Raw genomic sequence first — 11,775 nt, 5'->3', positions numbered from 1 at the left:
GCGCATCACGGCGGCGCCGAGCGGTGCGCTGCACTGGCTGCGGGCCGCCGTGTGGGCGTCGATGAGCGCCTGTTCGGCGGCGTTGCGCGCGGTCGGCCGCGGGAGGCCGACGACGCCGGGGCCCGCGACGACCAGGCGGAGACCGTCCTGCTCGGGCTCGCCCGCGGCTCCGGCATCCGCTCCCTGTCCGGAATGGCCGCGACCTCGGGGGTCGCGGGCCGTTACCGCCGACCGTTCCTGCACGTCGACCGCCAGACGGCGCGCAAGGCGTGCATGGTCCAGGCGCTGCCCGTCTGGGACGACCCGCACAACGCCGACCCCGCCTACACCCGCTCCCGGCTGCGCCACGAGGGCCTCCCCGCCCTGGAGAAGGCGCTCGGCAAGGGCGTCGTCGAGGCGCTCGCCCGGACGGCCCAGCTCTCCCGCGACGACGCCGACGCCCTCGACACCTGGGCCGCCCAGGCCGAGACGTCGGTGCGCGACGCCACCGGCCTCCTGGAGTGCGCCAAGCTCTTCGCCCTGCCGCCCGCCGTGCGCCGCCGCATCGTGCGCCGCGCCGCGATCGAGGCGGGCGCGCCCGCCGGTTCGCTGTTCGCCCGGCACATCGAGGAGGTCGACCGCCTCATCACCGGCTGGCGCGGTCAGGGAGCCATCAATCTCCCGGGCAAAGTCGTGGCCCAGCGCCAGGGTGGCAGACTGGTCATCCGGCAAGGCTGACGAGGACCGTGCGCACTGCGGGACCCCGTCGGCCGGTGGGACGACCGAAAGTGATGCGGGTGGACGCGAAAGACATGGGCACCGACCTCAAGTCGGTGCTCATCACCAAGGAAGAGATCGACGCGAAGCTGGCTGAGCTGGCCGCGAAGATCGACGCGGAGTACGCGGGCAAGGACCTGCTGATCGTCGGTGTCCTCAAGGGCGCGGTGATGGTCATGGCGGACCTGGCGCGTGCGCTGTCCACCCCGGTCACGATGGACTGGATGGCCGTCTCGTCGTACGGCGCGGGCACCCAGTCCTCCGGCGTCGTCCGGATCCTCAAGGACCTGGACACCGACATCAAGGGCAAGCACGTCCTGATCGTCGAGGACATCATCGACTCCGGTCTGACGCTGTCCTGGCTGCTCTCCAACCTCGGCTCCCGCGAGCCCGCCTCCCTTGAGGTGTGCACGCTGCTGCGGAAGCCCGAGGCGGCGAAGGTCGCGATCGACGTGAAGTGGATCGGTTTCGACATCCCCAACGAGTTCGTGGTGGGCTATGGCCTGGACTTCGCGGAGAAGTACCGCAACCTCCCCTTCGTCGGAACGCTCGCTCCGCACGTCTACGGCGGCTGACGCCGGCGGCACCGTGTGCGGCGGCGGGGAACCCTCACCCGTTTCCCGCCGTTGGACCAAGCGAAGGCGGTATTGCCAGCCGTCCCGTGCGGCTTCGGGTCACAATGCTGGGGTACCGTCCGAAGAACAGTCTTTATCAAACTCACTATGGCAGGAGGGACGGGGCGTCATCGCTCCGTATGGATGGACGTGAAGCGATACTTCCGTGGGCCAGTCATGTGGATCGTGCTGGCCGTCCTTGCCGTGGTCGTGTTGATGCAGGTCGTCGGCTCGTCCGGTGGCTACAAGACGGTTGACACAGGTCAGGTCGTCCAGGCGATCAACGACAACAAGGTCAAGTCGGCCAAGCTCACCACCGGTGACGAGCAGACCATCAAGGCCGAGCTCATCGACGGCGAGAAGGTCAAGGGCAGCAGCAAGATCCAGGCGAGCTACATCGGCGACCAGGGCGTCGACCTCGCCAAGTCCTTGCAGGCCAAGTACGAGGACAAGAAGATCAAGGACGGTTACACCGTCTCCCCGTCGAAGCAGAACCCCTTCGTCGGCATCTTGCTCTCCCTCCTCCCCTTCGTCCTCATCGTCGTCGTCTTCCTGTTCCTGATGAATCAGATGCAGGGCGGCGGCTCCCGGGTCATGAACTTCGGGAAGTCCAAGGCCAAGCTGATCACCAAGGACACCCCCAAGACGACCTTCTCCGATGTCGCGGGTTCGGACGAAGCGGTCGAGGAGCTCCACGAGATCAAGGAGTTCCTCCAGGAGCCGGCGAAGTTCCAGGCCGTCGGCGCCAAGATTCCCAAGGGCGTGCTCCTCTACGGCCCGCCCGGCACCGGCAAGACGCTCCTCGCGCGCGCCGTCGCCGGTGAGGCCGGAGTCCCGTTCTACTCGATCTCTGGTTCCGACTTCGTCGAGATGTTCGTCGGTGTCGGTGCCTCCCGGGTCCGCGACCTCTTCGAGCAGGCCAAGGCGAACGCCCCGGCGATCGTCTTCGTCGACGAGATCGACGCGGTCGGCCGTCACCGCGGTGCCGGTCTCGGCGGTGGCCACGACGAGCGCGAGCAGACGCTGAACCAGCTCCTCGTCGAGATGGACGGCTTCGACGTGAAGGGCGGCGTCATCCTGATCGCCGCCACGAACCGCCCCGACATCCTCGACCCCGCGCTGCTGCGCCCCGGCCGCTTCGACCGGCAGATCGCCGTCGACCGCCCGGACATGCAGGGCCGTCTGGAGATCCTCAAGGTCCACCAGAAGGGCAAGCCGGTCGCCCCGGACGTCGACCTGGGCGCGGTCGCGCGGCGCACGCCGGGCTTCACGGGCGCCGACCTGTCGAACGTGCTGAACGAAGCGGCGCTCCTCACGGCACGCAGCGACAAGAAGCTGATCGACAACCACTCGCTTGACGAGGCGATCGACCGGGTGGTCGCGGGCCCGCAGAAGCGGACCCGGATCATGTCCGACAAGGAGAAGAAGATCACCGCGTACCACGAGGGCGGACACGCCCTGGTCGCGGCGGCCTCCCCGAACTCGGACCCGGTCCACAAGATCACCATCCTGTCCAGAGGCCGGGCCCTGGGTTACACCATGGTCCTGCCCGAAGAGGACAAGTACTCCACCACGCGCAATGAGATGCTCGACCAGCTCGCGTACATGCTGGGCGGGCGCGCGGCCGAGGAGCTCGTCTTCCACGACCCGACCACGGGCGCGGCGAACGACATCGAGAAGGCCACGGCCACCGCACGCGCGATGGTCACGCAGTACGGCATGACCGAGCGTCTCGGCGCGATCAAGTTCGGCGGGGACAATTCCGAGCCGTTCCTCGGGCGCGAGATGGCGCACCAGCGGGACTACTCCGAAGAGGTCGCCGCGCTGGTCGACGAAGAGGTCAAGAAGCTCATCGAGACCGCGCACAACGAAGCGTGGGAGATCCTCGTCGAGAACCGCGACGTCCTGGACAACCTGGTCCTCCAGCTCCTGGAGAAGGAGACCCTCGGCAAGGAGCAGATCGCCGAGATCTTCGCGCCGATCGTGAAGCGTCCGGCCCGTCCGGCGTGGACCGGCTCCTCGCGGCGTACGCCCTCGACCCGCCCGCCGGTGCTCTCCCCCAAGGAGCTGTCGCTGACGAACGGTGCGAACGGCGCCAGCCCCGCGATCTCCGCGGGCAGCACGGAGCAGCCCATCGAGGTGGCCCCGGAGGACCGCCCCGAGAGCTGAGCCCCGCGCTCCCCGGCAAGCCCGGAATGAATGCCGCGCCCCCCAGGTTTTAGCCTGGGGGGCGCGGCATTTCCGCAGCCCCGCGCAGGACGCACAGGAACGAGGCACACACATGACCGACCCGGTGACGCTGGACGGCGAGGGCTCGATCGGCGAGTTCGACGAGAAGCGCGCCGAGAACGCCGTGCGCGAGCTGCTGATCGCCGTGGGTGAGGACCCCGACCGTGAGGGCCTGCGCGAGACTCCTGGGCGTGTGGCGCGGGCGTACAAGGAGATATTCGGCGGCCTGTGGCTCAATCCGGAGGACGTCCTGACGACGACGTTCGACCTGGGCCACGACGAGATGGTGCTGGTCAAGGACATCGAGGTGACCTCGTGCTGCGAGCATCACCTGGTCCCCTTCAGGGGTGTGGCGCACGTCGGGTACATCCCGTCGACCAGTGGAAAGATCACTGGTCTGTCGAAGCTCGCCCGCCTCGTGGACGTGTACGCACGCCGCCCGCAGGTGCAGGAACGTATGACCACGCAGATCGCCGACTCCCTCATGGAGATCCTGGAGCCGCGCGGGGTGATCGTGGTCGTCGAGTGCGAGCACATGTGCATGTCGATGCGCGGTATCCGCAAGCCGGGAGCCAAGACCATCACCTCGGCGGTGCGCGGGCAGTTGCGTGACCCCGCGACGCGCAATGAGGCGATGAGTCTGATCATGGCCCGTTAAGAGCCTCACGTCCCGCTCAACTCGCTTTTCACGTACGGAAATTGTGGATCAAAGAGTTGGACGGTCGCGCGTCCTGGCCGGAAGACTGCGTGCATGACATCAACTAGCGCGCAGTCCCTGCCCACCCGGAAGCTCGGCGGTCTTAAGGTCTCGGCCCTCGGCTACGGCGCGATGGTGCTCTCGCCGGGGGTGTACGGCGAGGTCGACGACGAGCGCGGCGAGCGGGCGCTCCTCGCGGCGGTCGACGCGGGCGCCACGATCATCGACACTTCCGACGGGTACGGCGCCGACGGGCACAATGAACGGCTCATCGGCAAGGCCCTGCGAGGCCGCAGAGACCAGGTCGCGATAGCCACCAAGTTCGGGTTCCGGCTGCCCGAGGGCGTCGAGCCGCACCCCTTTCCCATCGGATACGCCTTCGGGGAGCTCGCGGTCAACGGTGACCCGAAGCATGTCCGCGGTTACGCCGAGGCGAGCCTGCGGAGCCTGGAGACGGACTACATCGACCTGTACTACCCGCACTTCCCGGACCCGCAGATTCCTCTTGAGGACACCGTCGGGGCGGTCGCCGAGCTGATCGGTGAGGGCCTCGTGCGCCACCTCGGGCTCTCCAACGTCACGGCCGAGCAGCTCCGGGCGGCGCACGCCGTGCATCCGGTGTCGGCGGTGCAGATCGAGTGGTCGATGTGGAAGCCCGCCGAGCCGGAACTTCTGGCGGCGGCGCGGGAGCTGGGGGTCGGCCTCGTGCCGTGGTCGCCGCTCGGCGCCGGGTTCCTGACCGGCACGGTCGGCCAGGTCGCGGAGGGCGACTTCCGGCAGAACGCGCCGCGCTTCGACGCGGCCAACCTCAAGGCGAACAACGACCGCTTCGCGCCCGTACGCGGTGTCGCCGAGGAGCTGGACATCACCCCGGCGCAGCTCGCGCTCGCCTGGCTGCTGCACCAGGACCCGAACGTGGTGCCGATCCCGGGCAGCCGTACCCCGAAGCACATCGAGGAGAACCTCGCCGCCGCGCACGTCACGCTGGACGCCGGGGTCCTCTCCCGCCTGGAGCGCATCCTCGGCGAGACCGAGGTCGAGGGCGGCACGCTGCTCTAGCCCACGCGGCCGAGGTGCCTCACGCGGCCCAGGTGCCTTCGGGGCCCCACGCGCCTCACGCGGCCCGCGGGCGGCTCCCGTGGCCTTCAGGCCGCCGGGGCCGCCTGGCCGTCCTCGTCGTCGTCCTCGGGGAGCTTGCAGACCCGCTCCAGGAAGAAGGCGGCGGCTATCACCGCGATGCCCATGACGACCGAGAGCCCGGCATAGACCGCCTGGTCGCGGCGGGCGGGAATGTCGAGGAATTCGAGCAGGAACGCGCCCGTGCCGCCGTACATCCCCGCGACGAGTGCCGCTACCAGGGCGCTGGCCTGGCCGAAGACGACGGCGCGGGCGGCCATCATCGGCTCGACGCCCTTGGCGCCGGGGCGGCGCTCCCGCTGGGCGCGCAGGCGCGAGCGCAGCGAGAGCGCCGTCGAGAGCAGCACGACGGCGATCACCGCGAGCACGATGGGCGCGGCCAGCGGGACCTTCGGCAGGGTGCCCACGGAGTCCCAGAGCCGGGCACCCGACCAGGACAGCACTCCGGCCGCGACGAAGAGGCCGGCCAGCGTCCTGATGCGCAGTTGCTTCACGAATGACCCTTCATAGCCCTCGTCCGGATCGCGGACGGATCTTGTAGACCTTAACGACTACTCGGGCAGCCGGAGTTCCAGGTCGGCGCGGGGCGCGACACCCTCGCGGGTCAGGGCCGCCAGCAGCTCGGCCACGGAGCCGCGGCCGGTCAGGCTGGCCTGGGGGTCGACGTCGTGCCACGGGGCGAGGACGAAGGCACGCTCGTGCGCGCGCGGGTGGGGCAGCGTGAGCGCCGGGTCGTCGGAGATCACGTCGGCGTACGACACGATGTCGACGTCGATCGTGCGCGGGCCCCAGCGCTCGTCGCGGACGCGGTGGAAGGCCTCCTCGACGGCCTGCGCGCGCTCCAGGAGCGAGGCGGGCGGGAGGGTCGTCTTCACCACGACCACCGCGTTGAAATACGCCGGCTGGGAGTCGGGCTCGACGCCCCACGGCTCCGTCTCGTACACCGGAGAGACCGCCTTGACCCGCAGGCCGGGGGTGTCCTCCAGGGCGTCGACGGCGCCCTGGAGCGTCTCCAGGCGGTTGCCGAGATTGCTGCCGAGGGAGATCACGGCGCGGTGCGGGTTGGACAGGGTGTGGTCCGCCGCGTCCACCTGCTCGACCACGGAGGTGGGCACCGGCTGGACGGTCGGGTCGCTCTGACCCGCTTTGAAGGGCGCACTCATACTCGGCTCCGGGTGATGGTGACGGTGACGTCGTCGAAGGGCACGGTGATCGGGGCGTCCGGCTTGTGCACGCACACCTCGACCTCCAGGACTCCGTCGTGCTTCAGACAGGCCTGGGCGATGCGCTCCGAGAGCGTCTCGATGAGGTCGACGGGATCGCCCTCGACGACGGCCACGACCTCCTCGGCCACGACCCCGTAATGCACGGTTTTCGCCAGGTCGTCGTCGGCCGCGGCCGCTCGCGTGTCCAGGCCGAGAACCAGGTCCACGATGAAGGTCTGGCCCTCTTCGCGCTCCCGCGGATAGACACCGTGGTGCCCGCGGGCCTTGAGGCCGCGCAGCGCGACACGATCCACGCGAATCACTCCTGCAATCGTCGGTATCGGCAGGCCTGCACCGAGTGCGGTCGGCGCTCCAGCCTCGATCGAATCTACCTGCGAGCACTGACAGAGCTCGCTCGCGGGGCCCGTGGGACCGGCCACACCCTTGGCCCCTACCCATTAGGCGGGCGTCTCGTCGCTCTCGTCGTCCTCTGTTTCGGCGAGTACGGGAGAGGCGTGGTGCGACCAGAGTTTCCAGCCGTCCGGTGTGCGGCGGAACACATTGGTGGCGACCACGAGCTGGCCCACGAGAGGCCCCAGCTCACCGCCGCCCTCCGGGGGCGGGCCGCCGCTGAGGATGTTCTCGGTGCATGTCACGAGGGCGGTGTCACCGGCCACGCCGACCTTGACGTCGGTGAGGAAGAACTGGATGTACTCGGTGTTGGCCATGATCAGCGCGTATGACCTGAGGACCTCGCCGCGGCCGGTGAGGACCGGCCAGCCGGGGTGCACGCAGGAGATCGCGGTGCCGTCGTCGGCCACCTCGTCGTCCGCCTGGTCATCGGCCGCCGTGGTGTCGGCGGCGGAGTCCAGCCACAGGTCGGAGACCTCGTCGAAGTCGCCGCGCTCCAAGGCCTCGTAGAAGGCGGTGTTGGCGCTCTCGACCTGCTCGACGTCGGTACGGGCCCCGGTCACCGGCTGTCGCCCGCCGCGTCCGTCACGGCCTGGGCGACGCGTACGGCGTCGGCGGTGGCCCGGACCTCGTGCACGCGCACGGCCCAGGCGCCCTGGTGGGCGGCGATGGCGGAGACCGCGGCGGTGGCGGCGTCGCGCTCACGGGCGGGCGGCGGGGCGCCCTCGGGACCGGCGAGCACCCGGCCGAGGAAACGTTTGCGGGAGGCGGCGACCAGGATCGGGTGGCCCAGCTCGCGCAGCCGGTCGAGGCGGGCGATCAGGGCGAGGTCGTGCTCGGCCCTCTTGGAGAAGCCGAGGCCCGGGTCGACGACGACGCGCTCGGGGGCGATGCCGCCCTCGATGGCGGCCCGCACGCGCGCGTGGAGCTCGTCGACGACTTCGGAGACCACGTCGTCGTACGCGGGCTCGGCGTGTATGTCGGTGAGGAAGCCGCGCCAGTGCATGACGACGAAGGGGGCGCCCGCGGCGGCGACCGCGGGGACCATGCGCGGGTCGGCGAGGCCGCCGCTCACGTCGTTGACCAGGACGGCGCCCGCCGCGAGCGCCTGCTCGGCGACGGTGGCGCGCATCGTGTCCACGGAGACGGCGACGCCCTCGGCGGCCAGCCCGCGCACCACGGGGACGACGCGCCTGAGTTCCTCGTCCTCGTCCACGCGCGTGGCGCCGGGGCGGGTGGACTCGCCGCCGACGTCGACCAGGTCGGCGCCCTGCGCGACCAGGTCGATGCCGTGCTTGACGGCGGCCGTCGTGTCGAACCAGCGACCGCCGTCGGAGAAGGAGTCCGGCGTCACGTTCACGACGCCCATGACCGCACAGCGGTCCCATTCCGGCAGCCCCTGGACGGCGACTGGCTGGGCGCCCTGCCCGCGCAACGTACTCATGGCTCCAGCCTAGGCCCGGTCGGCGGCGGGTTACGCCGCCTGGACCTCACGCTCCGTGGTCCCGTGCGGACAGGGGCGGCGCTGTGCGGTGCCCCTGCGCAGGAAGCGGGGGAGCGAGAGCGTCACGAAGCCCTCGGCCTGCATGGCGGCGAAGCCGATGCGGGGCAGGTCCTTGCTGGAGCGGTAGACCACGAAGCGGGGCTCCCAGCGGGGCCGGAACTTCGCGTTGAACTTGTACAGGGACTCGATCTGGAACCAGCGCGAGAGGAAGACCAGCAGGCCGCGCCAGGCGCGCAGGACCGGGCCCGCGCCGATCTTCTCGCCGCGCGCGAGGGCCGCGCGGAACATGGCGAAATTGAGCGACACGCGCGCGATGCCGAGCTTGGGGGCGGCCTGGAGGGCGGCCACGATGAGCAGCTCGTTCATGCCGGGGTCGGCGGAGCGGTCGCGGCGCATGAGGTCGAGGGAGACGCCGTCCTTGCCCCACGGGACGAAGTGCAGGACGGCCTTCAGGTCGCCATAGGGTCCGGGCTCCGCGTCGGCCTTGTGGGCGGTGGCGATCAGGCAGTCGCCGTCGCCCGGGTCGCCGATGCGGCCGAGCGCCATGGAGAAGCCGCGCTCGGTCTCGGTGCCGCGCCAGTCCTCGGCGGCCTCCTTGATCCGGGCGAGTTCCCGATCGCCGAGGTCACGGATGCGCCGTACGCGCGTCTCGTAGCCATTGCGCTCGATCCGCTTGACCATCTGGCGTACGTTGCGCATCGCACGCCCGGACAGGGAGAAATCCGCGACGTCCACCACCGCCTCGTCGCCGAGTTCGAGGGCGTCCAGGCCGGTCTCGCGGGTCCAGACCTCGCCGCCCGTCTCCGAGCAGCCCATGACGGCGGGCGTCCAGGAGTGCACCTTGGCCTCGTCCATGAAGCGCTCGATGGCGCCGGGCCAGGCCTCGACGTCGCCGACCGGGTCGCCGCTGGCGAGCATCACTCCGGAGACGACGCGGTAGGTGACGGCGGCCTTGCCGCTGGGCGAGAAGACGACGCCCTTGTCGCGGCGGAGCGCGAAGTGGCCGAGCGAGTCTCGGCCGCCGTGCTTGTCGAGCAGCGCGCGCAGCTTCGTCTCGTCGTCCTCGGTGAGGCGTGCGGCCGGGTGCTCGGGGCGGAAGGCCAGGTAGATGGTGGTCAGGGCGGTGAGCATGCCGAGGGCGCCGAGGGAGGCGCCGACGGTCCAGGAGGTGTTCCCCGCGTAGTCGACCGGGCCCTCGAGGCCGAAGAGGCCGTACAGGACGTGCTGGAGGCGCTCCGTGATGCCCGGGTCGCCGACGACCTTCTTGGGGTGGACGCTGACGATCACCAGGCCGAGCAGGATGGAACCGGCCCCGAGCAGGACGAAGTTGGCGAGCGCCCGCCAGCGGCTGCGGGGATCGGGCAGTGCCGTGAACTCACTACGATGGCGGAGCAGCAGCGCGAGCAGGGCGAGGGAGATCAGTACGCCGATCACCGAGTGCCGGTACGTGAACTGCGCGATCGCGCCTGCGGGCAGCAGCACCACGGCGGCCCGCCAGGCCCGCCGCTTGTGGCGCCGCAGGCCGTGGGCGAGCAGCAGGAGCAGGACGCCGGAGCTGAGGGCGAGCGCGGCCGCGAACGGGCCGAGCGCGCCGGGCAGCACCTCGGCGATGGCGTGCATGCGGCTGTGCCGGAAGCGCGGGAACACCCCGGCCGCGACGTTCAGCACGCCCACGAGGGTGCAGGCTCTCGCGACGAGGGTCGGCACGGCCTCCGGGCGCGGGCCGCGCATCATCCGGCGGAAACGGCCGTCGGGGCGACGCTCCTGACTGTCCGGAACCCCACCCGACATTTCCCCATCTATCCTGACAGACATCGCATCCCGTAGTTCTGCAGTAGTTCTGCGAGAGAGCTTTAATCCGGTGCCAAAGCGGCATCCGGCACCATTGCCCCCTCTAGGACGGTCCTTCGGGGAGACGGGTTCAGTCCCGAGCGGAAACCGCTGGAAAAGCTCGGTAGAAAGTGCAGGCAGGAACACCTCATGGGACTCACGAGCAACAAGGTCCTCGCCCTTGCGGTCGTGCTGGCCGCACTGCTCTTCTTCGGCACCGTCTGGCTCTGGCCCCGGCTCGCCCGGCGCAACTGGCGGGCCGTCACGGGCCGTGTCGGGCTGCTCCTCGCCGCCCAGGTCGCCATCTTCGCCTCGGTGGGCCTGGCCGCGAACCAGGCCTTCGGCTTCTACGCCACGTGGGCCGACCTGTTCGGCCAGGAGACGAGCCCCGGCCTCGTGGTGGACCACGACCCGGCCACGGGCTCCGGGCCGGTCAAGGTCCTCGACACCCAGGCGGTGAAGGTGCCCGGGGGCGACAGGCCGGTCACCGGAGGCCAGATCCAGAAGATCGACATCGGCGGCAAGGCCTCCCGGATCGCCAGTCCCGCCTACGTCTACCTGCCGCCCGAGTACTTCCAGCCGCAGTACAAGAACCGCAAGTTCCGCGCCGCCGTGGTCCTCACCGGCTACCCGGGCACCGCCGAGGCGCTCATCAAGGGGCTGCACTACCCCCAGACCGCGCACAAGCTGGCCTCCGAGGGCAAGATGCAGCCGATGGTCCTGATCATGATGCGGCCCACCGTCGCGCCGCCGCGCGACACCGAGTGCGTGGACGTCCCCGGCGGCCCGCAGACCGAGACCTTCTTCGCCAAGGACCTGCCCAGCGCCATCTCGGGGCACTACCGGGTGGGCACCGAGGGCCGCAGCTGGGGCGTCGTCGGCGACTCCACGGGCGGCTACTGCGCCCTGAAGCTCGCCATCCACCACCCCGAGCGGTACGGGGCGGCGGCGGGCCTGTCCGCGTACTACAAGGCGCCCATCGACGTCACCACCGGCGACCTCTTCCACGGCGACAAGGAGCTCCAGCGCCGCGCCGACCTGATGTGGTACCTCGGGCACGAGCCGCACCCCAGGACGTCCCTCCTCGTGACCAGCAGCAAGAAGGGCGAGGACAACTACCAGGACACCCTGGACTTCATCAACAAGGTGAAGCCGCCCACGCGCGTCTCGTCGATCACGCTGGATAGCGGCGGGCACAACTTCAACACCTGGCGCAGGGAGATCCCCGCCACGCTCCAGTGGATGAGCGGGCGGCTGAGCGACGGGGGCTGAGCGGCGGTGCTCGGGCGCGGGCTGAGCGACGGCCGGGCGCGGGCTGAGTGGCGGCTGAGCGGTGGCCGGGCGCGGGCTGAGTGGCGGCTGAGCCGCTGTGGGCCCTGCTCTGCCCCGCCC

General features: G+C 70.3%; 12 protein-coding genes. 6 read left to right on the top strand and 6 right to left on the bottom strand.

The genetic code is table 11. The annotated features are described in order from the left end of the window. From AB8Z36_RS15915 to AB8Z36_RS15895, 5 genes are all read left to right on the top strand, one after another. A partial coding sequence (locus AB8Z36_RS15915; RefSeq protein WP_369213957.1) for a tRNA lysidine(34) synthetase occupies positions 1–717 on the top strand: 717 nt, incomplete at its 5' end. A gap of 53 nt (positions 718–770) precedes the next feature. Then, positions 771–1,331, top strand: coding sequence for a hypoxanthine phosphoribosyltransferase (gene hpt / locus AB8Z36_RS15910; RefSeq protein ID WP_030785774.1), 561 nt, complete (start codon positions 771–773; stop codon positions 1,329–1,331). 183 nt (positions 1,332–1,514) lie between these two features. Beyond that, positions 1,515–3,539, top strand: coding sequence for an ATP-dependent zinc metalloprotease FtsH (gene ftsH, locus AB8Z36_RS15905; protein WP_369213956.1), 2,025 nt, complete (start codon positions 1,515–1,517; stop codon positions 3,537–3,539). 112 nt (positions 3,540–3,651) lie between these two features. Continuing rightward, positions 3,652–4,257, top strand: a complete 606-nt coding sequence (gene folE, locus AB8Z36_RS15900; RefSeq protein ID WP_369213955.1) for a GTP cyclohydrolase I FolE — start codon at positions 3,652–3,654, stop codon at positions 4,255–4,257. Positions 4,258–4,350: 93 nt separating this feature from the next. Further along, positions 4,351–5,355 carry an aldo/keto reductase gene (locus AB8Z36_RS15895; RefSeq protein ID WP_369213954.1) on the top strand — a complete coding sequence of 335 codons (1,005 nt, stop codon included), beginning with the start codon at positions 4,351–4,353 and terminating at the stop codon, positions 5,353–5,355. Between the two features lie 86 nt (positions 5,356–5,441). On the opposite strand, the gene AB8Z36_RS15890 is transcribed toward AB8Z36_RS15895, so the two are convergent. From AB8Z36_RS15890 to AB8Z36_RS15865, 6 genes are all read right to left on the bottom strand, one after another. Then, the gene (locus AB8Z36_RS15890; protein ID WP_369213953.1) at positions 5,442–5,927 is read right to left on the bottom strand and encodes a DUF3180 domain-containing protein; all 486 of its coding nucleotides are present in this window, start codon (positions 5,925–5,927) and stop codon (positions 5,442–5,444) included. A gap of 57 nt (positions 5,928–5,984) precedes the next feature. After that, positions 5,985–6,596 (bottom strand): 2-amino-4-hydroxy-6-hydroxymethyldihydropteridine diphosphokinase, encoded by a 612-nt coding sequence (gene folK, locus AB8Z36_RS15885; RefSeq protein WP_369213952.1) that lies wholly within the window; start codon positions 6,594–6,596, stop codon positions 5,985–5,987. Further along, positions 6,593–6,952, bottom strand: a complete 360-nt coding sequence (gene folB, locus AB8Z36_RS15880; RefSeq protein ID WP_369213951.1) for a dihydroneopterin aldolase — start codon at positions 6,950–6,952, stop codon at positions 6,593–6,595. The genes folK and folB overlap by 4 nt, the downstream gene beginning before the upstream one ends. A 144-nt stretch (positions 6,953–7,096) precedes the next feature. After that, positions 7,097–7,612, bottom strand: coding sequence for a nuclear transport factor 2 family protein (locus AB8Z36_RS15875; RefSeq protein ID WP_369213950.1), 516 nt, complete (start codon positions 7,610–7,612; stop codon positions 7,097–7,099). Further along, entirely contained in the window at positions 7,609–8,493 is an 885-nt protein-coding gene (gene folP, locus AB8Z36_RS15870; protein ID WP_369213949.1) for a dihydropteroate synthase, read from the bottom strand. The genes AB8Z36_RS15875 and folP overlap by 4 nt, the downstream gene beginning before the upstream one ends. Before the next feature lie 30 nt (positions 8,494–8,523). Next, positions 8,524–10,344, bottom strand: a complete 1,821-nt coding sequence (locus AB8Z36_RS15865; RefSeq protein ID WP_369213948.1) for a phosphatidylglycerol lysyltransferase domain-containing protein — start codon at positions 10,342–10,344, stop codon at positions 8,524–8,526. Positions 10,345–10,533: 189 nt separating this feature from the next. On the opposite strand from AB8Z36_RS15865, the gene AB8Z36_RS15860 reads away from it, so the two are divergent. Further along, positions 10,534–11,655 (top strand): alpha/beta hydrolase, encoded by a 1,122-nt coding sequence (locus AB8Z36_RS15860; RefSeq protein ID WP_369213947.1) that lies wholly within the window; start codon positions 10,534–10,536, stop codon positions 11,653–11,655. Positions 11,656–11,775: the final 120 nt, after the last annotated feature.

Origin of the sequence: Streptomyces flavofungini (genome assembly GCF_041028215.1) — a bacterium.
Taxonomy (GTDB): domain Bacteria; phylum Actinomycetota; class Actinomycetes; order Streptomycetales; family Streptomycetaceae; genus Streptomyces; species Streptomyces flavofungini_B.
Note: the sequence above shows the minus strand (reverse complement) of the source record. Positions and strands in the feature narration are given on the sequence as shown.

What these genes read in the sequence shown, in the direction of transcription:
- AB8Z36_RS15865 (WP_369213948.1), bottom strand. Translation starts at nt 10,344, where the DNA reads ATGTCGGGTGGGGTTCCGGACAGTCAGGAGCGTCGCCCCGACGGCCGT.
- hpt (WP_030785774.1), top strand. Translation starts at nt 771, where the DNA reads ATGCGGGTGGACGCGAAAGACATGGGCACCGACCTCAAGTCGGTGCTC.
- folP (WP_369213949.1), bottom strand. Translation starts at nt 8,493, where the DNA reads ATGAGTACGTTGCGCGGGCAGGGCGCCCAGCCAGTCGCCGTCCAGGGG.
- folK (WP_369213952.1), bottom strand. Translation starts at nt 6,596, where the DNA reads ATGAGTGCGCCCTTCAAAGCGGGTCAGAGCGACCCGACCGTCCAGCCG.
- folE (WP_369213955.1), top strand. Translation starts at nt 3,652, where the DNA reads ATGACCGACCCGGTGACGCTGGACGGCGAGGGCTCGATCGGCGAGTTC.
- ftsH (WP_369213956.1), top strand. Translation starts at nt 1,515, where the DNA reads ATGGACGTGAAGCGATACTTCCGTGGGCCAGTCATGTGGATCGTGCTG.
- AB8Z36_RS15860 (WP_369213947.1), top strand. Translation starts at nt 10,534, where the DNA reads ATGGGACTCACGAGCAACAAGGTCCTCGCCCTTGCGGTCGTGCTGGCC.
- AB8Z36_RS15895 (WP_369213954.1), top strand. Translation starts at nt 4,351, where the DNA reads ATGACATCAACTAGCGCGCAGTCCCTGCCCACCCGGAAGCTCGGCGGT.